Here is a 19,646-nt window from a genome sequence, read left to right on the forward strand (position 1 = left end):
ATTTTATCATATGAAACGTGAATTTGGCGATCGCCAAGGTCAAGATGGCTTTCGCTATCTCTACTGGTGGCACATATAAAGGTGTACCGCGTCCGTTTGTTGATTTACTTGAACTTGAGGAGTTTTATCGGCACCAGCTAAAAATTGCTTCTTCGCGTAATGATGATGAAGTTGCTTTGCTAACTCTTGCCTATGTCGAAGGTTGTGCATTCTTTGAACAACGCTTAAAAATTGCAATCATATGAAATGCTGCTTAAAGTCTGGGACAAGTTTCTTGAAGTTTCAAGCGCTGCATCGCGTGCGATACTCGAACAATTCGTGTCGCATATTGACATCGTAGGCGAAGAATTGCTTGTCACAACGACTGCACAACCAAAGATGTATCAAAAGCTGATATTGCCTAAGATTGAAGCGTCAAAGCCAAGATTGCAAAATCTTGTGTCGCAGTACGGGTACTGGGTTGATGCTGTGAGCTGCAATACTAAATTAGGTATGTTGAAATAAAGACAATGTGTACAATGTTAGATACCCCCAGCGTGGGAGCATCTAATTTTCAGACTGCAATATTAATTTTATTTGTGGAAAGTGCGGCTTCCATTTCAGCAATAGTCATGTGTCTTTTACGATTGGTTTTAGGGTTAACACTTGTGTAATACCAGTCTATACCCGCCTTATCGCATAGTTTTCGCAATTGTACATTTTTGGATTTTGGTAGGGGTTTGACTGGTTGTATGTTGCTTTCTGGTAGTAGATTTGGTTGAGATTCGGACTTATTTTCTAACTTGATTTCTAGTTCGACTGTTGATTTTTGAGTTTGCGGATGACCCGACACATGATTGATAAATGCAACTTGCATTTCTAACACGAACGCCAGGATGAACAAACACGAAAATCCGTAGATAAGAATGTAGAGTAAAGCGTCGATAATTTTGAATATAGTTTCCATATTTTTGTTGCTCTAGTGAAGCGAATTGAGCAATTATTTCTATGGTTATTTTGCGTAGCTAGTGCGGTTGTTTATATAATGAACGAAATTTTTCATATTATACTGTCAGCAATCTTTATCAATGTTACTGGGTTGAAATAGGATATTTTATAAAAATTTGATTACAGTTTTTATATTATCGACTAACTGTGCAATTTCATCCCAAATGGCTTTCCAGCCTAAGACTACACTCCAGAAGCCGCTTACAAATAGACCAAATACAGACTTGAGAAATATGGCTCCCCTGTAGTTTATCTCTACTTTTGATTCGACTCGCGTGTAGATAATTCCTTCTCCAAGTTGGTTTCTCAATTTTTTGAGTTCTCGTGACTCGGCTTTTTCTTTCCGATTAGCTTGTACCTTCCAACCCCAAGGAGAAAACCCTAATAAAATAGCAATTGGCAGGTAAAGGGGCCAACTATAAACGTAGCCAAGTGAAGCGTAGATGATGAAGAAGGTTAACCCCAAACTAGTACGCCAAATTAGGCTCCTGAGAATAAACAAACTGTCGATAATTGCATGACGGATAACTAGATTTCGGTTCTGACGATATGACATTTGATATTGACTCCCGATTGTTTATTGCTAAGTTTTCATCAAGGGTGAATACGTAAATGCTTTTGGCTTGAATTTTCACTACCGAAACTGTTTTTGAACGTTTATTGATTTATCATATTAATTGTATTTTCAACAAAGTACGGCTTCTGAATCGTAATTGTCTATCTCTTCATGCGGAATTAGATTAAACACACCAGCTATTGTGACGAAATTTTTACCCAGGCTGGCGTAATTAATCCTGCTTTCATTAGTATTTTGGATTTCGTTCATAATATCCTTTACCAGTAGGAAAATGGGTTAAGTTTTGATAAATTTAATTTGATGATTTATCTGGAAAAAAGATAAAGAGAGGATATCCCCTCTCTTTTCAATATTTACTTTTTACTCCTCTTGGTAGATTTCACCTTGAATCTAACCTGCTTCCCGACTGTAATTTCAGCAATATTGCTAACATCCTTTCCCGCCTTATAAGCCTCCAAAATCGCTTTATTATCGGCTTTGTACTGGATACTTCTAAACTCTGAAGGAAAATCTTCATCATTTACCTCAACCAGCAATGCAGCTACCTTGGGTGGATTATCCCTAATTTCGATTTCTCTCTCCTTCCCAACATTTCTCTCTGAGATTAACCCAATTTCGTATTGATGAATGAGACTTCGCTTAATTTGTTCAAGCTGGGTTTTGCGTCGAGAGATTATCTTATCGTAGAGTTCAACTGTCCGCGCCTTTCTGTCCTCCCAATTTTCCAAATCGAGGTTCAATTGGTCAAACACCCATGCGATAGCGAAGCGCTGCGGCGAAGCGCCGAACGCATCAATTTTAGCTTCAATTCCATCTTGGATGGAGACTAGCTGCTGTAGAAGTTCTTCTACCTTACCCTCTTCCCCTGACTCTGTTGCTTCCTCAATTTGAGACCAGAGTTTAGCAGCATCGAGGGATAGTTCCCTGAGAGTGAGTTCGTTTATTTGGCTATGGAGTGCTTGAGTCATAATTTTCCTGTAGACGAAAACCAGTAGCAGTTACCCACCACTGGTTGTTGATGTAGAAAGTTGATTTTTTGTTTGAGAGATTGAACTTAGTAGTTGTATCGCAAGTGGTAGTAGTTAGACATTTCCTCTGCCAACTCAGCCTCCAAGTCGTAGTACTCATCCTCAGTTAAAACTGCGGCATATTGCTCAACTTTTGGCATTTCTTTTACTTGAGAAAGGTTGGCTTTTGGTAAGATGGTAGTAGCAGTTTTCATGAGAACACAACTTCAATTCGATTGGTCTTGAATTGATGCGTTAGCAAATGTTGTCATCTCAAATTTCAAGGGGAAAAGTAAACGTTATACCTTCCCCCTTTATATACTTTGTTGAAGAAGAATCCAAAAGCCAGAATCCAGAAGTCAGCAATCTTGAGTATGTGGATTCAAACTCCAACCAATTGTAAACACCGTGTTAACTGTCGTTATTTAAACCCCAAGACGAGTCGCCACTCGCTTAACCTTCAACTGAATTCTAGCGACTGACTCCTGAGTTCTTTTTATTCATCCATCAGTCGCACAGAATTCAATTCTAAATTCTAGCGACTGACTCCTGAATTTTTATGAATTTTCAATTCAATTGACAACTGACCGGGAGAAATATTTCCTCGTCTAAATTGATGATAATAGAGATGACAAGCTGTGCATAAAGGGGCAAGGTTTTCTATTCTATTATCAGCTGGATTTAGGTTCCAATGATGAACTTGAAGAGTGTAAGCTCTGCGTTGAGACAAAGTCATTTCAGGAGTTTTTTCCCCTGGCTTTAAGCAAAGTTTACCACATTTTTGACAACGCCACCCAACTGATTCCTTAACAGCGGTGGCTATTTCTTTCCAATTAGATGGATAGCGACTGCTACTCATTTTATATCAAAATATATACAACTTTAATGACGGTTTTTGTTATTTTACTACCACTAGGTTACTAATACTCCCTCTGCTGTTACCCCGTCAGGTTCATTCAGTTAAAAAAGCTCCTAAACTATTCCTCACTGTCCTCCTCATTCTCTGACAAAATTTCTTCTTTAACAAAAAACTTTCTCTAACTATGGTGAATTTCAGCTTAACCCCTTACGGAAAATTTAGCTTCCCTACGAGAAATTCCAAAGCAATTTCTTCATCAGACTTAGCCAGAAATTTTTCAATGGTCTGCTCTTTGAGTTGGTCAACTAAAGCCAGTATGGTAGTATTTAACTCTCGAAACTTCACCAGTTGCTGCTCCAATCTCTCAATTTCTTGTTTTTGAGCAGCAGATAATTTCTCAGCTTTCCATCTTGTCAGTTGTTCTACATAAATATGAAGAAACTCTTTTTGTTCGTTAGTAAACTTAATAACTCTTCTAACAGTATCATCATCTAAAGTATAAGGGCGTCCCTGTGCTTGTTGCAAGGTCTGATATTGTTCTTGGGTATCTGATAATCCCCCATCAATCAGCTGTGCAATGACAGGTAGCATTGCGATGGGTTACCAGTTAGGTGTTTGGTGAAAGCGATCTGACATTCAACGTGTCCAAAGTGCAATTGCCTGACAATACCAAAAAGCAGTGACATTGTACAATCGAGTCATAATTATTCATAATTGTTTACAGCACTACCTTAATCTATTATTCAGAGCGTAATAGACGACCTCTATCCCGCGACGATCTGTACTCATTTTTTCAAAATGCATCCCTAGCTTGGACATCACCCGAATGGAACGTTGATTGGCTGGCTGTGCAATAGACACAATCCTGGGCAAGTTTAATTGCTCAAAACCATAGGACATAGCAGCAGTTGCCGCTTCTGTTGCTAGACCTACTCCCCAATACTCAGGAACTAACCACCAACCAATCTCGATTTCATCTAGTGTGAGTGGCGATAGACCACATAAGCCAATAAGATTTTGTCTCTGTTTATGAATCAATGCCCACAAGCAAAACCCATACTGCTTGTACAAAGTCATGTTTTTATCGATGAACTGACCAATCCTTTCATCAGACCAAATTTCTCCAGTGCCAATGTATTTCATTACTAAAGGATTGGTGGCAATTGATTTAAAGTCTTGAAAATCTTCAGTTAACCACTCTCGTAAGAAAAGGCGTTCGGTTTCAATGACTATATTGTTCATGTTTGTTGGGAGTGCATCATGCGATCGTCTATCATCTGTAATTTTTGGTCGGTGTCGTTCATATGGTAGGGCGATCGCACGAGCCAAATTATTCACCTCATTGGTTCTGGCGGTAACCCAAGCTTGATACGAAATTCCTTACTGTAGATTGCTTTGTCCCAATTTTTAGCTTGTTTTACTTACTCTGGTGTTAAATTCTTGGCACCAAGGAAGTTAGTACATCTTAGTTTACGGAATTTTTCCAGACAACCAAATTGAGTGTTATTAAACTTAGCATTACTAAGCTCGGCATCTTGGAGATTAACTCTTATCAAATTAACATCATTAAAATTAGTACCATTGAGAATAGCTTGATAGAGAATAGCACCACTAAAGATTAGAACTACTCAGATCGGAGCGACTGAAATTCGTATTGCGGAGATTGGCTTGAATGAGGGTAACATAACTGAGGTTGGTACCTTTGAGATTTATTCCTACAAGACGAAAACCCTCTCTATGCAGTCTTTGCAGCGCTAACACAATCACACCTGATTTTTCATCCTTCCCATCTTTGACCACTTGCCAAGCCTCAAGTATCGATCTTTCCTTGCGATCTCGAGCCTCCAATACGTAAAAGAGAACACCCACGAGCGCACTGACCACTGCTATGATAATGCCCAGCTTTTCAGCAATTTTAAAGATATCTGCTCTCTCAAAAAGATTTGCGAGAGGCTCGATATAACGTTTTTCTACAACATCAACTAAACTTTTCATCCAGCTAGTACGTGGAGGGGGAATGTAGCGTCCAGTTCGCCTCAGATGAAGTATTTCTTCTTCTAATTGAGTCCGGTGTTTTTGTCGCTTTTTACTATATGGCAGTGTCATATACTACTTAATCTTACCGCTCGTTAAGAACCATTAATTATTAGAAATTGGTAAAACAAACTCATGCACTGATTACCAATGGAAGATGTCCGATCGCACTTCAACCATATTTAACAATTAAATAAGGTCACAATCAGCAAGCTTCTGGGTTAGCACGGAAATTAGAGTTCCCTCCATTAAACCGACAGATTCCATAAACCCAAAAGCCCGATCGCCCAAATCCAACGCCCACGAATTCAGATGGAACCCTCTGTTTTGTTCTGTTGTGGGATACAACTTCCTTCCTTGCATGTTCCGAAGGTGTCCCACCGGAGCAGTATTGGTCCAATTCAGCTCGTTATAACCTTTCCATCTCTGACCAACTTTCCAACCAACACGAGTGCAAAAATTGTCGTAGTCTTCTCTCACTTCTTGATAAATACGGGCTTGAGGTGAAAAACCAAAGCGTTCTTGAGAGTGTTCTTTCCAAAGGCGATCGATAATATACAAATCTTCACAAGGCGCAGTTTAAACGGTTTATCGGTTAGGTAGTGCTCTGGATAAACTGCGATTGACGAGTTCTTTCTCAAAACTTAAAAGAATGTGACGAGAGCAAACTCTTAACATCACATCACCTATTTTAAATAAAGTAGGATTGCAAGAAACGCCAAATTCCTTTAAAAACACTCAAGCATCCGATAATAAGAAAACCTTTCATAATAATAAAAAAGCCTCCTCCGGCAGCAGCAACTAAAGTATAAGTTCCTAGAGAAATTAAAAGACCTACTAACAACAAGCTCGACCCTAATATAAACGCTTGTTTTGCTGAATCTCTATAAGCTTTTGCTTTCAGATCGTAAACCTCTTGAACAACAGCAAAAGCTGTTGATAATGTAACACCCTCTTCATTTAAAATATCAATAACTTTTTTCCTGCTGTAACCCTTTCTTGAAAAAATAAATACTGTCTCTACTACAGCTTCTATTTCCATATCATTTTTATCCTATTAGCGTTGTTCTAAATAATACTCTCGTTTGCGGATTGTCCCGGAGCGAAGAGAAGCATCTTTGTTACTGCGATCGCTCTTACGGATATCATTAACCCCAAACCGCACACAGTCGTAACTCCTGCTATACCCTACGGTTGTGCAATTACTTTCCAGAATATTAGTTTAAAGAGTAGTGCTTCCTAGAAGAACATTTCTTTGTACTTTGACAAGAAGGGACGACGCCCGCCTTAAGTGCGATCGCACGGTGTACCTCAATCGCGATCGCTATTTGACGACTCAGCAACCAAACTACTCGCTTGGACTTTCTGACGCTCGTTTGGCGACATCATGACCGAAACCAGCCATGACTTGTTGCAACTTAAGGGTGGAATGGATCAAATCATATCAAGATTGGCAGCATCAATTAAAGTAGTTAAGTAACCTTTGGTAACAGAACCATTGAATTTAGTATCAATTAATTCAGCAAGCGCATCAAAAAAACGTGCCCTTTTAACGCTATCTAAATTTAAATGACCAGAGTAAGTATTTAAGAGGTTGAGATAAGTTGCAGTCTCATATTTTGCATCCCATTGATAAGAGCGATATGTCACTTTACCAAATAAACCCGTTTGCTCAATCTCACCTATTTTACTAGGTACTTCATACTCACGAGTCAGAGGCTTCTCATCCTTAACTAACTCAGGAACAAAGCGGCAATATAGCTCCTGCACTTCCTCAAAGAAGCCATTACTAGCATCACTGTATACGTGTTCATTCCAAAATAGCGCGAGCGCTCCTCCAATACTGAGCGCTTGGGCAGTTTTTTTGTAAGCAATAGTTGGATCGAGCCAATGAAAAGCCGTCGCCGAAATTACTAAATCAAATGCATTCTTTTCTACTGGCCAGTCCTCAAAAGCTCCAATACGAACTTCTACAAGTGGATAGATAGCTAGTTTTTGTTGAGCAACTAAGCCGAGATTTTCACCAAGCTCAATACAAAGGATACGATAACCCCGACCCGCAAAGGGCACAGTTGCTTGACCAGTACCACAACCAATCTCTAATATCCTTCCTGGTGGAGTTATTCCTGACAAAGACACTACATCATCAAAAAGCGCCTTTGGGTATCCTGGTCGTACTTGGTCATACAACAGCGCTACCTGATTAAAAGTAGTTCTTAAATGACTTCTCTCATCCGTCATAAGTTTATAAATTCCCCTAAATTATAATTATATATAGCAATCCTATTTGATTGGTAAAAATTCGTATATTGAAAATAACTCCTTCCTAACAAGAATTATGTACTATATAACTTTTAAAGACAATTGTCAGTGTAGAACAGATGATTGAAATTAAACCAATACAGACACATCAGATTGAGGAAGCCAAGCAAGCGATCGCAACAACGTGTCTGGAAATTTTTATAGGTATGGTGAGTGAAGAAGAACTCAAACACTACGATCCCATGCTTGACTTGGATGAAGTGCATGCGTCACTACTTTGACAATAACGGTATATTCCTGGTACTTGTTGATAACAATCGAGTTGTGGGTACTGGAGCTATACGCCGATTCAACGAGGAAATCTGTGAACTCAAACGGATGTGGTTTTTAAAAGAGTATCGAGGACGGGGATTGGGTAAGGAGATGGCTCAGATGCTCTTAGATTTTGCCCAAAAGGCTGGTTACAAAAAAGTCAGACTCGATACAGCTAGTCAAGAAAAGCAGTCTCAGGCCATTGAATTTTACAAACAGCTTGGATTTTACTTGATTGAGCGATATAACGATAGTCTATGTACTGTATTTATGGAGAAAGAATTGTCAAGTGGTTAGCATTTCATTTGTGTTCGTTGGTCTCAAAGCACTTGCTAACTTTTAGTCAATAATAATAGCGCTCCCCTAACTTAAGAGGAGCGCCATTTCTTTATTAAATTCACCGGATAATATATAGGAAATTGGCTCCGGTGATGTATACTATAAATTCAACGTGCTTTGATTGATTACACTGCACTACGGGTAACTAAATTCCATACAAAAATAGCAACAAGCGCACCTACAACTGCTAACGCGATACCGGGGATACTGAGAGCAGAAGCTGCCAAGCTAAACTGTCCCGTACTAAAGAATACGCCCAAGCTACCACCGACAAAAGCACCGATAATTCCCAACAAGATCGTTCCCAATATTCCACCACCTTGGTGTCCGGGGTAAATAGCTTTAGCTATAGCACCAGCAATCAAACCTAAAACAATCCAAGCAATAATGTTCATTGTTCTTTCGTGGATAAACTTTTTGATATGACAATGACAGAATAACAATTCAAACTCCCAGATCCAATCTGCCATCAGAACTAATTATTCACAAGTCTTAAGTATGAGTTCATCTGGTTTACTTCTTAAGATATAGATGGCTTTCCGAGAAATTAAAAAACTCCTAGTTAGTCCCAAACTAGGAGATGGAAAAGTTATTGCTTGGTAATTGCATTCTAGGAATTTTTGAAAATTTATCTGTTCTCCCAAAGGAGTAAAACTTGAGAACGAATTTGCTGCTGTGCCGCTTTATGCACTTCTTATCAAAGCATTTGCTAACATTCTTCCATGCAAGCGATCCCGATGGGTGTCCGTGAGCAGTTAGCTTATCGCTCTATCGATAGAGTTGCTGCCGTGCAAATCGTGTTTACCTTAAAGGTATAGCACCAGTCAAGTTGTACTCCAATTTAACGATGAAAATTCTACAGCTAGTCCTAAGTGCGGTCTTTTTACTGGCTACACCAGCTATGGGAGTCCAGTATCGCTTAAAGAATATTGACGGCAAAAAGCTAGCTGCCACAGCCTACTATGGGAGTACTGGTGGAGTGTATAAAGTGAGGGTTCTCTTTAAAGATAACCAAGCAGTAATTTACTTTGATGGTGGATCTCAAACAACTATTCAGTTGAATCAACGAGCGATTTCAGACCCCAACAACATCGTAGGTTTTGGAGACGTGGACAAATTCCTTTGAACAAAGTCTTCAGAGTTGGGTTGGTTTACAACGATGACTCCTTCAATTCTCAATTCCCTGAGTCATCCTTCTAATTGCAAGTGAAGAGACAACAAGTGAGGCAATCAGGTGGTTGAGAAATTTTTTGCACTCCGAGGAATAATAAAAATCGAACCATCGCTAAACGAATATCTTTCCTCCTCTCGTCTTCTCTTAATTGAAGCCATTTATTGTTTTCATCATCCCTAGCACGAAGCCATTTGTCATATTCTATATGCGATTGTCTCCAGCTAGTTAATAAAGCAGCGAACAAGCCAGAAAAAGCAGCGATCGCCAGTCGCCATCGCGTGGAGTTTTTCACTTAATATTGCTGCAATGTTGTTAGCCCAAGAACAACTGAATTCCAGACCGAAGCACTTCACTGTTGTTCAAAAACAAAAATGATTGAGACAGATTTGTTGGTTACCGGATGGTACATTTCTCGTAGATTCAGCAATCGGTAATTGCGATTGCAAAATCCTTCAATCCACGATTCCATAGTACGATAGTACCAAGGAGCTTTATGAAATGGTTCATTGCCAATCTCTGACCACGAAGTTTCCCGCCAACCATCTGCTGTTTCAGTTCCACCGCCAGCAGTCAATGGGTGGAGTGTTTGAACAATAATGTGACCGCTCGGCTCTAAAAGACAATGACCAGCATCAGCAATATCAGTTAAATCTCGTTGTCCGAGAATTGAGAAGTTACAGATAAAGCAAGAAAAATGCTCAATGTTACCGAATTTTTGCACTCCCAAGTCAAAGTATGAACTTACAAGAAAGCGAGAATTGCCATATTCCCGTGCTGCTTCAATCAGAGCGCAAGAAGCATCGACTCCCCACCCATCAAATTTTTTGGCAAATAGTTCGCGACACAACCAGCCCTCTCCACATCCCACGTCTAAAAAAGTTGTTGGATTCAGCCGAGTCACAGTCTCTAGTATGCTCTTGTTAGTAACTCGAACCCTGCTTTCAATTTGATGGGAACGAATCACCCGTGTCCAGGACAAGGCATTCTTGTTCTATGAATTCAGAATTCGTTCTTCATTCTCATGCATATTTTTTCTACTTCTCTGCTACTGGAAGAGCACTAATTCTTAATATACAAGCTCGATAGTATTCATATCGTCACTGTATGAGGTTGAGCCTCATACAGTGACGATTACATACACCGCCTTTACGTTATCTGTACCTCAACTCATACATATCTAGTACGGTGGTTGATGTCTGTACTACTTACTCATCAAAATCAAAGTTCTCCTCATCTTCCTCATAGGCGTGCAAGTTCTCCAAGCCTTCCAAGCATTGTCGCAATTCCATCTAACTTTGTGGCGAAATCATCGATTTGTAGCTCTAAGTCTTGAGCGACTTCCCAAATGCACGTCCCCATAGGTGCATTAATTGTTGAATCCCCATTGATGATTGTGTGAGCCATTGAATGGAGATGCACGCAATTCAAGTTTTATCCCATCTAGATCGCAAATACTCGAGCAAATCTCATCAATGGTGTCCACATCTGCTAAAATTTTAGTAGTATCAAAGTTTTGTTGCAATTCATCCAACTTTTTGCTGCTCACAGTCGGTGTAAATCGTCTTGTGGTTCTTCTTGCTCATGGCGACAAATACCTCTTGATATATCAAACTTATTTTCCATGAGTTAGAGCGTTAACGTACACGATATGAAACCGCTGGCAAACCAATGGCATATCGAGTACTGGAGACTTGCCTATCTTTGGTAGTACACGTGAAAAGAACCGCCAGTGCGCTTCTCTCCAATATGCAAGCGAACAATCTCCTTCACCTTCATCTGTAGCGAACCGTGCATCAACTTTATCATACGGGCAGATTGTGACTTCTGTTGAAACAATAATGCATAATGGCTGATTGTGACTATCAAGTACGATGCTTTTCTGTCCAACTTTAGGAATTGGCTGACCCTCGGCTTCCCACTCCCACAATGCAGAACTTGTAGCAGTCTTTTTTCTTGACACAATTAATTTACCTAGAGAATTGGCTAGGTCAGGGTTGTCACCAAACTGTTCGGCTACATATTGCTCGTTACGCACGGGTGAATCTGGTGGGAGTGTTGTTAAATAAGCTTGCCAGTACTGTTTAATTTGTTCCATGTTATTACTTATGCCACTTTTCACAAGCGGAGTAAGAACCGTTTTCTTCCATGCTTCAGTGTAAATCCTTTATTGGCGATCGCCACGTAAGCGCGTTAATACAAGCACGCAGTTAAAGCGAGTAGGCGTGAATATGTTTGACCGCACCTCTATTGTCATAACGATGCGAGATTTGGGCTATACTTTACAAGCTCATTGGTTGTTAGCGCATCATGGTAGTTATTTAGATATTTCAATAGATGAATATTTTCGATGGATGGAGGAAAATGTACCATCCTCAACTGAATCATTGGCGCAAGCACACGGTGCGGAAAAGTGGTTTGGAATTGATTGAAGAATCATAAACTTTTAGTAGCAAGCAGCCGTGACCTGCTTTTTCATACTTGAATTGCACTATCGTTAGCGAATGATGAAAAAAACGTTGTCTTACAGCTTGTGCTTATCGTTGTTGGCGAGCGGTTGCTCGATCGCTAAACCCAACAGTGTTAGCACTCGCTCATCTGACTCACCCAGCAGCACTGATGGAAAACAATCAGTGACGAATAATATAACAAGCTCCCTGCAAGACCAAATCGAGCAAATCTCTCGTGATGCTAAAGGACGTGTAGGAGTTGCAGTTACGGCAATTGAGACAGGGGAATCGGTTGCTCTCAACGGAAAACAACAGTTCCCCATGCAGAGCGTTTACAAGTTTCCTATCGGAATGGCTGTACTGTATCAAGTGGATCGAGGAGTGCTCTCTTTAGAGCAAAAAGTTCGAGTTACAAAAAAAGATTTCGTGACAGCACGTCAGCATAGCCCAATTCGAGATAACCATCCTCAGGGAGTAGAATTGAGCGTTTTGGACTTGCTGCAATTTATGGTATCTGAAAGCGACGGTACGGCTTGCGACGTGCTGTTAGGGCTTGTTGGTGGACCGGAGTTCGTCACCAAGTATTTACGTAACCTTGGAGTCAATGATATAGTCGTGGCTAATACAGAGAAGGAACTAGGACAAGACCCAAGAGCGCAATATCGTAACTGGGCAACACCAGAGGCGATGGTAACTTTATTACGCGCACTTCACTCCGGGCGCGGACTAGAAAAACGAAGTCTTGCATTGCTGCTACGATTGATGACCCAGACACCTACGGGTTCACAACGCATCAAGGGACTGTTGCTAAAGGGAACAGTTGTGGCACATAAAACTGGTAGTTCGCGGACTGTAAACGGGTTGACGAGTGCAACAAATGATGTGGGACTTGTTACGCTGCCAAATGGACGGCACTTAGCCATAGCGGTCTTTGTTTCAGATTCAAAGGCTGACGATTCTACACGCGAAAAAGTCATAGCAAGGGTAGCACGAGCAGCATGGGATAGCTGGAGCGGACAAACACATAAGTAAAATTGAAGGTTTTTAAGTCTTGTTTACCGAACTAAAATATTCGGGTATTCCCACTTATTTACAGTTTGAAATTATTATGCGGTTATTATCAATTTTGAGGTAGTTAAAGCCGAATCACTCAAAATTATGCAAGCCCTATTATAAAAAATATAAAGCCAACAAACAAGAACGCAATTTCTACTTATTCATAATACCTATGACACTCATTCGTTACAATCCTTGGAAAGAACTAAATGCAATCCAACGCCTGTTTGAAGAAACAAGAGTTCCCTTTGAAAGAGATTTCGTTAAAGTTCCTGCTGCTGAACTGACCCAAACAGATGATGCGGTGTACCTCAAGCTAGAACTTCCTGGTATGGATGCTAAAGATTTAGATATCCAAGTGACAGAAAATGCTGTTTCTATTAGTGGAGAGCGCAAATCTGAAACTAAGACCGAAGAAAAAGGTACGACACAGACTGAGTTTCACTATGGTAAGTTTCAGCGCGTCATTCCATTGCCTCTTTTAGTTCAAAATACCAACGTTACTGCTGAATACAAAGACGGTATCTTGAATCTAACTTTGCCCAAAAAAGAGGAAGAAAAGAACAAAGTTGTCAAAGTTAATCTAGAACAGCCTGCTGCATAGTTGACTGTTTAAGAGATAAATTTCCTTGCACACAAATAATTATCGAACAACCCCGGTATAGTCAGAGTTACCGGGGTTTTTTCTCAGGAGTGCGAGCTTGCAAGGGATAACGGCTATACTACCGTATCGCAACAACCTGCAGATTAGCTCCTCTTATAGATACTATTTGCCATTGGAGTAGTTCTTCTGTAGTTTTTAGTTTTTTAATTTCCTGTGTCATGGTGGGCTTCCCTTAATCGCTGTTGTCTTGTTAAAAGTTCTTGTGCTGCATCAGGAGTCAGTATCATTTCTCCCGAACCGTTCGTTTCTATAAATCCGATTTTTCTATAGAATGGGCGAGCACTAGGTATTGTTATTGCTTTAACGATACCATTGAATTGGAGACGTTGACTCAAAAGAACTAATTCTTCAATTAGCGAGGTAGCACTTCCCGAACGGGTTTCTGGTTGTGGATGGGTGATTGTATTCCACGGTGCATTGGTGAGACGAGCGATCGCCAAACCTGTATAACTTTGGTCATCGATGTCGATTTGTGCTACTTCAATGATGCACGCCGATTGTAGTATTCCTTGAGCATCTTTTACGCCTCTAAAATCATCGCGTCTGCTTATTAAAAGCTCATCTAGCACTTCTACTTTCGCCATACAGTTGAAAAACGTAGTGTTTTTAGCATTTTCCTTATCTCCTTGGTAGTAGAGGTTCAGATACTCTTCAATTTTTCTTATCCACATAATTAAACCTTGTTGAAGTTAAACTGTTGCTCCAATTATGTACGGAAAAATATTCATAATTTTTTTGAGATATTAAGCAATTATCGTTCTTTTATAAAATTTATAATCAAGTTTTATTATACTATTAATACAATAATTGTTTTGGAGAAACTATTAGTTGCGTTTAAAAAACTACCATTCATGTCCAAGCGTGTAAATAGTCAGAAAAAAATACATTTTCAAAGGATACTCGATAATGCCGCTTAATAAACCAAATGACAATGCAATACGCGATGTGTTGACCAGTGCAAAAGTCATTGCTGTTGTCGGACACTCCGATAAACCAAATCGTACTAGCTACCAAATCGCCCAATTTTTACGGAAGGTTGGTTATATTGTTTACCCCGTCAACCCACAAGTTCAAGAAATTGATGGTCAACCCAGTTATCCTTCTTTGAAAGAAGTGCCATCACATATAGATATTGTTAACGTGTTTCGCCGCTCTGAGTACTTAAGTGAAATTGTAACCGAAGCGATCGCTATTAATGCCAACACAATCTGGGCGCAACTTGGTATATCAGATGAAGCAGCCGTACAAAAAGCATTGGATGCGGGAATGAACGTAGTGATGGATGCGTGTATCTTGATTGAATATTTACGCTTGATTCGTGTCTAATTTTATATAAGATACATTTATAACTGCCGAGTGCTGTTTTTCTTCAAAATGAGATTTCAAAATGAAAGTTCAATCTGTTCAGCTAAAGTATTTTAAGAAATTTCGGGATTATGTATTTGATTTGACTGAGCCAGAAACTGGGTTAGCACGAGATACGATTGTCCTGGTTGGGATGAATGGTGCAGGGAAAACAAGTTTGTTGCAAGCTATTGCAGCAACTTTAGGTACAGTGACTGGACGGTTGCAGAACATCTCCGATTTGGAATGGGCGGGATTTAACTATGAATTGCTCGCGAGTAACTGGGGGGGTATGACGCCTGAGGTAGCCGTACAGGTACAATTCTCATCTAGCGAACTCCAAGCCTTTAGAGATTTTCACTTCAAATTGCGAGAAATAGGGCGAGATTTGCAATCTCCTGGTGAAGAGCACAATGTAACTCTTAGATGGAACTCTGGATGTGTTATTGCTAACAGTGCTGCTCAATTGTTTCAATTTAAAGGACGAGAATATGCAAAACAATTGCGCCGAAATGAAGGATGGAAAGTGTTTGAGCAAGTTGGTACAGTTCTTTGGTATACAGAACAAAGAACTTCCACCAGTCTCACGAGTGAAGATCCCAATCGCCAGTTGGAAATTACAGAAGATTTGTTGCGCGATCGCATGACTAAATGGCGACAATTTCATCAAGATATTGAAACTCTTAAAATTCATCAACGACCTCATGGACAAAAGGATTTGTATGCAGAAATTGAACGAGCTTATCAAACCGTCTTTCCAGAACGTAGTTTTCTAGGTCCCATTCCGCGAGAGAATTTAGATGATATTTTGAGCGAACCTTGGTTTTATCTATATGATGGCAGAAATCAGTATGAAATTTCTGAAATGTCCGGGGGTGAGCGTGCTGTCTTTCCAATGTTAATGGACTTTGCGAGTTGGAATATTCACAATTCTGTGATTCTTATTGATGAAATTGAGTTGCATTTACATCCACCTATGCAACAGGCTTTGTTAAGAGCCTTACCCAAGTTAGGGAAAAACAATCAGTTTATCATTACAACCCATTCTGATTATGTGGAGCAATTAGTACCTGATGCATATATTATTCGGCTAGAGGTGTAGGTGTGAGTGTTGTTAGTGGCAAAGTTATTTTCTGTGAGGGTAAGCAAACGAGTTTAGATTTTAGACTGCTTAACCGAGTTGTTGAAAATCTTCTAATAGATAAACCTACAATTGTTCCCTCTGGTAGTAAATTTACTTTCTCCGTTTTTACTCAAGGTTACTTTTCTAGAGATAGACCTATAAATCAAAGATATATCATTTTTCGCGACCGCGATTTTGATGCTAAACCGACTGCTCATATTGGATTAATTCAGAGCAACTCAATGTTTCTCACTTACCGTGCTTGTGTTGAGAATTATTTACTAAATGCTGAATTAATCCATCATCCACATTTCCTCTATTCAAAAATAAATAGGGGTAGATTTTTTCTCTCTCACTTTGTTGTTCTTCCTCGCCCTGTAGTTTTGGTACTTCTAACCATCCAACTCGTTCTACATACTTTGTTAGTATTACCTTAATTGTATCCCAGTCCTTTGGATACATTGCCGTAATTCTAGGGACTTTTACTCCGAGTCCCGAATCCAGTTGAAAAAATCCCACATCTTCTAATATCTTCAAATGAGCACTGAAACCAAATCTTCCCTTACTGTATTTTAGCCATAGTTGATTGATGTTGTTAAGAGTTTTACAGGGAAAGTTTTGAAATAGCTCCTGAAAATTGTTGTATTCATTTAAGATCATTACTTGATAAAAAATCAATGCTGTTTCCTCATCAGCTTCTGCCCATCTTTGTTGTTGTAAATATTCTTCTAATTGGATACATAAGTTTTCTTCTGATAAATCAAGTTGAACCTTTCTAAGTTCGGATTCTAAAGCTTCATTGGCTTCTGAATTGTATTGTACTTTCAGCATTCGCGAAAATTGCTCTCTAAATCGCTCTTGGTTTTCTTTATCAGCCAATGCTAAACGAAAAATTTCTCTCCATTGTTCTTCGCTTCTATTTTCCTTACTTCCCCATAATTCGTATAACTTATTTGAAGCTTTACAATACAATGAATATACTTTTGGTTTTTCGGGTAACTGAATAGTGGGTATGATGTGGGGTAAGATACGCGAAACTCGATAACCCCGTTTTGATTCGTCAGATTCGGAACTCACTTCTATCAGTCCTAATTCAATTGCTCGTTCTAATTGTTCTTGATAGCCAGAGATAGGTTCACAAACTGCTTCTAATGCTGGCATAGGAACGGGAATTTCAAATACCAAACATCGACTGACTATTCTCTCAGTAAAGGAGTCAATTTTTAATTTAGGCGCGTCTTCTGTTACCCAAATAATTTTTTCCTTCCAACTAAGAGAGCTAGCTTCAAATTGACTAAGTTGTGAATCTGCATCCTTCCCAGACAGCACATCATTTAACCACTCCAACAAACGAGGATATCCATCTGCTAATTTTAAAGCTCGTTCTACCAATTTCCCATCAATTTTATCAGAATCAAAAGCTTCTAATTGCTTCAGCTTCTTTTTTAAATCAGCTTTCTGTAAGCCTTCTAACGGTTGCTTGTAGAAGTGTTGCAATAAATCGGATTCAAAATCATAACGGCAGGTAATAATAATCCGGTGGTAGCTAATATTCTCTTGATTTTTAATTGCCCATACTAAAGCACTCAACACTTCGGAAATTTCGGGTTTCAGAACATACCTTCCATCACGAGGCTCTAAATTCCATTCAAAGTCATCAAACACCAACACCAATTGGTTTAACTTAATCAATGCATCTCGCAATCGATATTTGAGTTCTTCTTTCCCTTCTTTGAGTGCAGCCCGTTCTTCTAGATTTTTCATCAAATCTGCTAGCTGACTCATTAAGCTAGATCCATCAATTTGTCGCCACCAAATAACTTTTTTATATTCGGGTAAGCGATCGCATAATCGAGAAGCGATGGTACTTTTTCCCAATCCTCCCATGCCATGAATTAAAACTCCAATTTCTTCATTGGAAATCTTGAGTATTCGCAAACAGTTTTGTAATTGACGGCGACGACCAACAAAAGTTTTACGATCGGCAACTCTTACCTGTTTCGTCTTAGAGTCTAAAAACTGTTCGGTGACCGATGGCTTAGGTGCAGGTTTGCGTCCCGGTGTCCTCAACGGTGTCACCAATGCTCCTGGTAGTGTTTCAGCAACGTACAATCGCAAATTGTACCAATCTTGCACTTTATTTCTAATTAATGTTTGGTAAGTTTTAGCAACTGCTTCCGTAACTTTATCTCCTGCTGATAGACTTTCATATAAAGTTGCGGCTGCGGTGGCATCTGTATCTGAAAATTTCTTACCCCAACTAAGAACAGCAGTTGCCCCTTCCATCAATAGTGTTTCTGCCATTGAAGGAACCTCACCTGTGTCCGAATATCCAGTCTCACACCCTGATAGAAAAATCAACTTTGGAAGCTTAAATTGTAATTCATAAGCAATATCTTCTGCACTACTATATTCTGGTTCTCCTAATTCTGTCTCGGTAATGAAGCAGGGTTTTTCATCTTTAAATGTTGCATGACTCGTTAAGTGAAAGACATCAAAGTAGCCCTGTTCGTACTCTTGTATTGAATACCCTAATTCGCTCAGACAACCGCTTTCTTCAACTGTCAAAGATAAAGGTATGCGCTTTGTTGCCTCTAGAATGCGCCCTTCCTCTGCCTCAAAATCCAACACTGGTTCTATTCCTTGAGGAGAAGTTGCCATAAACAAGACATTCAGCGCACGATTTTCAGGTTGATTCTCCCAACTCAAGTGTCTGCTATCAGCTTTCCACCTTACTGGAATAATGACAGGTCTGTGTTCTACCAAAAACTTTTGACCATCATGTAGCACTTCCCAAGGTAGATGAGCCAGTCCTTCTGTTGCAGCAATGGCAAGAACAATACCATCACGGCGATGTTGGTCGATAGCTTGTTGAAGAATGCGCGAGCTCCCATCCAACCAGTTATAAAGTGCTTGACCCATTTTGGCGTAATCTTCTGGGCGTGTGTTGTAATCTCTTTCTGCTTCCTTGATTTCAGCTAAGGATAGCTGACAAGATTGGGAATCGTTGGTATAGTCCCAGAAGTAACGGCACTCAGCGTAATCGCTGCCAATAGGTTTGAGGACGAGGTGGAGAATTTTTATCGCTGTCTTTTGGGAAATAGTCTCTGGATTCGTTTGAAGTGCTATCTGTTGAGTACTATCTGCACTAGAAATAGTCGATGAGGAGGTCTGATGATTTTTTAATAACTCTTGAGCAATATCTCTCAAGAGAAGATTTCCTGGGTTCAACTCACGTGCTGCACGGATTAGGTCTTCAACCCATCCCTGTGCTTCTGCTGTTTGTATTAATTTAAAGACAATTTCTCGTAGATTATCTCCTCCAGCAATCGCCTCCAAGTTCCTATCCAATTCAAGCGACAGCATTTGCTCTAATGATGCTTTCGTTGGAAAAGCGCTCACCAGAGCTTCTTGTAATCGTTTACGCTGTTGACCTACAAGGCAGGTTTTAAAAACGATAA

The 19,646-nt window shown here is 39.8% G+C and carries 31 protein-coding genes and 1 pseudogene; 12 read left to right on the forward strand and 20 right to left on the reverse strand.

The genetic code is table 11. The features are described 5' to 3' along the window. Positions 1–44 precede the first annotated feature (44 nt). Complete coding sequence (locus ACKTT2_RS22130) at positions 45–245, forward strand: hypothetical protein (RefSeq protein ID WP_407890598.1); 201 nt, start codon at positions 45–47, stop codon at positions 243–245. A 1-nt stretch (position 246) separates the two neighbouring features. Further along, the gene (locus tag ACKTT2_RS22135; RefSeq protein ID WP_407890599.1) at positions 247–504 is read left to right on the forward strand and encodes a hypothetical protein; all 258 of its coding nucleotides are present in this window, start codon (positions 247–249) and stop codon (positions 502–504) included. 49 nt (positions 505–553) lie between these two features. Here the strand turns inward: ACKTT2_RS22135 and ACKTT2_RS22140 are convergent, their stop codons facing one another. The 11 genes from ACKTT2_RS22140 to ACKTT2_RS22190 all read right to left on the reverse strand — a co-directional run bounded on the left by ACKTT2_RS22140 (position 554) and on the right by ACKTT2_RS22190 (position 6,506). Beyond that, entirely contained in the window at positions 554–946 is a 393-nt protein-coding gene (locus tag ACKTT2_RS22140) for a hypothetical protein (RefSeq protein ID WP_407890600.1), read from the reverse strand. A 147-nt stretch (positions 947–1,093) separates the two neighbouring features. After that, the gene (locus tag ACKTT2_RS22145; protein ID WP_407890601.1) at positions 1,094–1,543 is read right to left on the reverse strand and encodes a hypothetical protein; all 450 of its coding nucleotides are present in this window, start codon (positions 1,541–1,543) and stop codon (positions 1,094–1,096) included. Positions 1,544–1,917: 374 nt separating this feature from the next. Further along, positions 1,918–2,532 carry a siphovirus Gp157 family protein gene (locus tag ACKTT2_RS22150; RefSeq protein WP_407890602.1) on the reverse strand — a complete coding sequence of 205 codons (615 nt, stop codon included), beginning with the start codon at positions 2,530–2,532 and terminating at the stop codon, positions 1,918–1,920. An 86-nt stretch (positions 2,533–2,618) separates the two neighbouring features. Next, on the reverse strand, positions 2,619–2,786 hold the full coding sequence (locus ACKTT2_RS22155; RefSeq protein WP_407890603.1) for a hypothetical protein: 168 nt from the start codon (positions 2,784–2,786) through the stop codon (positions 2,619–2,621). A gap of 320 nt (positions 2,787–3,106) precedes the next feature. Continuing rightward, positions 3,107–3,430 carry an HNH endonuclease gene (locus ACKTT2_RS22160; RefSeq protein WP_407890604.1) on the reverse strand — a complete coding sequence of 108 codons (324 nt, stop codon included), beginning with the start codon at positions 3,428–3,430 and terminating at the stop codon, positions 3,107–3,109. Positions 3,431–3,637: 207 nt separating this feature from the next. Continuing rightward, on the reverse strand, positions 3,638–4,021 hold the full coding sequence (locus ACKTT2_RS22165; RefSeq protein WP_407890605.1) for a hypothetical protein: 384 nt from the start codon (positions 4,019–4,021) through the stop codon (positions 3,638–3,640). 135 nt (positions 4,022–4,156) lie between these two features. Then, positions 4,157–4,768, reverse strand: a complete 612-nt coding sequence (locus ACKTT2_RS22170; RefSeq protein WP_407890606.1) for a GNAT family N-acetyltransferase — start codon at positions 4,766–4,768, stop codon at positions 4,157–4,159. 83 nt (positions 4,769–4,851) lie between these two features. Beyond that, positions 4,852–5,049: a pentapeptide repeat-containing protein gene (locus tag ACKTT2_RS22175; protein WP_407890649.1), complete on the reverse strand. Its 198-nt coding sequence runs from the start codon at positions 5,047–5,049 to the stop codon at positions 4,852–4,854. Continuing rightward, positions 5,042–5,536 carry a pentapeptide repeat-containing protein gene (locus ACKTT2_RS22180; RefSeq protein ID WP_407890607.1) on the reverse strand — a complete coding sequence of 165 codons (495 nt, stop codon included), beginning with the start codon at positions 5,534–5,536 and terminating at the stop codon, positions 5,042–5,044. Before ACKTT2_RS22180 ends, ACKTT2_RS22175 begins: the two co-directional genes overlap by 8 nt. A 117-nt stretch (positions 5,537–5,653) precedes the next feature. Beyond that, the gene (locus ACKTT2_RS22185; protein ID WP_407890608.1) at positions 5,654–6,025 is read right to left on the reverse strand and encodes a GUN4 domain-containing protein; all 372 of its coding nucleotides are present in this window, start codon (positions 6,023–6,025) and stop codon (positions 5,654–5,656) included. Positions 6,026–6,155: 130 nt separating this feature from the next. Continuing rightward, positions 6,156–6,506, reverse strand: a complete 351-nt coding sequence (locus tag ACKTT2_RS22190) for a hypothetical protein (RefSeq protein WP_407890609.1) — start codon at positions 6,504–6,506, stop codon at positions 6,156–6,158. 220 nt (positions 6,507–6,726) lie between these two features. Here ACKTT2_RS22190 and ACKTT2_RS22195 point away from each other — a divergent pair, with 220 nt between their 5' ends. After that, a complete protein-coding gene (locus ACKTT2_RS22195) occupies positions 6,727–6,855 on the forward strand; it encodes a hypothetical protein (RefSeq protein ID WP_407890610.1) in 129 nt (42 codons plus the stop codon). A gap of 43 nt (positions 6,856–6,898) precedes the next feature. Here ACKTT2_RS22195 and ACKTT2_RS22200 read toward each other — a convergent pair whose 3' ends face one another. Beyond that, positions 6,899–7,705 (reverse strand): class I SAM-dependent methyltransferase, encoded by an 807-nt coding sequence (locus ACKTT2_RS22200; protein WP_407890611.1) that lies wholly within the window; start codon positions 7,703–7,705, stop codon positions 6,899–6,901. Between the two features lie 140 nt (positions 7,706–7,845). Here ACKTT2_RS22200 and ACKTT2_RS22205 point away from each other — a divergent pair, with 140 nt between their 5' ends. Further along, the gene (locus ACKTT2_RS22205; protein WP_407890612.1) at positions 7,846–8,007 is read left to right on the forward strand and encodes a hypothetical protein; all 162 of its coding nucleotides are present in this window, start codon (positions 7,846–7,848) and stop codon (positions 8,005–8,007) included. Then, positions 7,991–8,335: a GNAT family N-acetyltransferase gene (locus ACKTT2_RS22210; RefSeq protein ID WP_407890613.1), complete on the forward strand. Its 345-nt coding sequence runs from the start codon at positions 7,991–7,993 to the stop codon at positions 8,333–8,335. Before ACKTT2_RS22205 ends, ACKTT2_RS22210 begins: the two co-directional genes overlap by 17 nt. Positions 8,336–8,502: 167 nt before the next feature. Here the strand turns inward: ACKTT2_RS22210 and ACKTT2_RS22215 are convergent, their stop codons facing one another. Then, positions 8,503–8,772, reverse strand: coding sequence for a GlsB/YeaQ/YmgE family stress response membrane protein (locus tag ACKTT2_RS22215; protein WP_407890650.1), 270 nt, complete (start codon positions 8,770–8,772; stop codon positions 8,503–8,505). A gap of 452 nt (positions 8,773–9,224) precedes the next feature. On the opposite strand from ACKTT2_RS22215, the gene ACKTT2_RS22220 reads away from it, so the two are divergent. Further along, positions 9,225–9,503, forward strand: a complete 279-nt coding sequence (locus tag ACKTT2_RS22220) for a hypothetical protein (RefSeq protein WP_407890614.1) — start codon at positions 9,225–9,227, stop codon at positions 9,501–9,503. A 70-nt stretch (positions 9,504–9,573) separates the two neighbouring features. Here ACKTT2_RS22220 and ACKTT2_RS22225 read toward each other — a convergent pair whose 3' ends face one another. The 5 genes from ACKTT2_RS22225 to ACKTT2_RS22240 form a co-directional block, all read right to left on the reverse strand. Then, positions 9,574–9,843 (reverse strand): hypothetical protein, encoded by a 270-nt coding sequence (locus tag ACKTT2_RS22225; protein ID WP_407890615.1) that lies wholly within the window; start codon positions 9,841–9,843, stop codon positions 9,574–9,576. 57 nt (positions 9,844–9,900) lie between these two features. Continuing rightward, positions 9,901–10,530 (reverse strand): class I SAM-dependent methyltransferase, encoded by a 630-nt coding sequence (locus tag ACKTT2_RS22230; RefSeq protein WP_407890616.1) that lies wholly within the window; start codon positions 10,528–10,530, stop codon positions 9,901–9,903. Between the two features lie 260 nt (positions 10,531–10,790). Then, positions 10,791–10,910 (reverse strand): hypothetical protein, encoded by a 120-nt coding sequence (locus ACKTT2_RS52370; protein WP_500691393.1) that lies wholly within the window; start codon positions 10,908–10,910, stop codon positions 10,791–10,793. Between the two features lie 7 nt (positions 10,911–10,917). Further along, the gene (locus ACKTT2_RS22235) at positions 10,918–11,097 is read right to left on the reverse strand and encodes a hypothetical protein (RefSeq protein ID WP_407890617.1); all 180 of its coding nucleotides are present in this window, start codon (positions 11,095–11,097) and stop codon (positions 10,918–10,920) included. Positions 11,098–11,163: 66 nt separating this feature from the next. Then, positions 11,164–11,646: an ASCH domain-containing protein gene (locus tag ACKTT2_RS22240; RefSeq protein WP_407890618.1), complete on the reverse strand. Its 483-nt coding sequence runs from the start codon at positions 11,644–11,646 to the stop codon at positions 11,164–11,166. Between the two features lie 133 nt (positions 11,647–11,779). On the opposite strand from ACKTT2_RS22240, the gene ACKTT2_RS22245 reads away from it, so the two are divergent. The 3 genes from ACKTT2_RS22245 to ACKTT2_RS22255 all read left to right on the forward strand — a co-directional run bounded on the left by ACKTT2_RS22245 (position 11,780) and on the right by ACKTT2_RS22255 (position 13,658). Further along, positions 11,780–11,980 carry a hypothetical protein gene (locus tag ACKTT2_RS22245; protein WP_407890619.1) on the forward strand — a complete coding sequence of 67 codons (201 nt, stop codon included), beginning with the start codon at positions 11,780–11,782 and terminating at the stop codon, positions 11,978–11,980. Positions 11,981–12,052: 72 nt separating this feature from the next. Then, the gene (bla, locus tag ACKTT2_RS22250) at positions 12,053–13,030 is read left to right on the forward strand and encodes a class A beta-lactamase, subclass A2 (protein ID WP_407890620.1); all 978 of its coding nucleotides are present in this window, start codon (positions 12,053–12,055) and stop codon (positions 13,028–13,030) included. A gap of 196 nt (positions 13,031–13,226) precedes the next feature. Beyond that, complete coding sequence (locus tag ACKTT2_RS22255) at positions 13,227–13,658, forward strand: Hsp20/alpha crystallin family protein (RefSeq protein ID WP_407890621.1); 432 nt, start codon at positions 13,227–13,229, stop codon at positions 13,656–13,658. Positions 13,659–13,861: 203 nt separating this feature from the next. On the opposite strand, the gene ACKTT2_RS22260 is transcribed toward ACKTT2_RS22255, so the two are convergent. Next, positions 13,862–14,389 carry a hypothetical protein gene (locus tag ACKTT2_RS22260; RefSeq protein WP_407890622.1) on the reverse strand — a complete coding sequence of 176 codons (528 nt, stop codon included), beginning with the start codon at positions 14,387–14,389 and terminating at the stop codon, positions 13,862–13,864. A 235-nt stretch (positions 14,390–14,624) separates the two neighbouring features. On the opposite strand from ACKTT2_RS22260, the gene ACKTT2_RS22265 reads away from it, so the two are divergent. The 3 genes and pseudogenes from ACKTT2_RS22265 to ACKTT2_RS22275 all read left to right on the forward strand — a co-directional run. After that, positions 14,625–15,044: a CoA-binding protein gene (locus ACKTT2_RS22265; RefSeq protein ID WP_407890623.1), complete on the forward strand. Its 420-nt coding sequence runs from the start codon at positions 14,625–14,627 to the stop codon at positions 15,042–15,044. 61 nt (positions 15,045–15,105) lie between these two features. Further along, positions 15,106–16,164 carry an AAA family ATPase gene (locus ACKTT2_RS22270; RefSeq protein WP_407890624.1) on the forward strand — a complete coding sequence of 353 codons (1,059 nt, stop codon included), beginning with the start codon at positions 15,106–15,108 and terminating at the stop codon, positions 16,162–16,164. Positions 16,165–16,166: 2 nt separating this feature from the next. Beyond that, positions 16,167–16,427 (forward strand): annotated as a pseudogene (locus tag ACKTT2_RS22275) (hypothetical protein); the annotation flags it as partial. Positions 16,428–16,434: 7 nt separating this feature from the next. Here the strand turns inward: ACKTT2_RS22275 and ACKTT2_RS22280 are convergent. Beyond that, positions 16,435–19,644 (reverse strand): effector-associated domain EAD1-containing protein, encoded by a 3,210-nt coding sequence (locus tag ACKTT2_RS22280; protein WP_407890651.1) that lies wholly within the window; start codon positions 19,642–19,644, stop codon positions 16,435–16,437. Positions 19,645–19,646 lie beyond the last annotated feature (2 nt).

The organism is Scytonema hankhaensis NUACC26, assembly GCF_045865695.1.
Taxonomy (GTDB): domain Bacteria; phylum Cyanobacteriota; class Cyanobacteriia; order Cyanobacteriales; family Nostocaceae; genus Scytonema.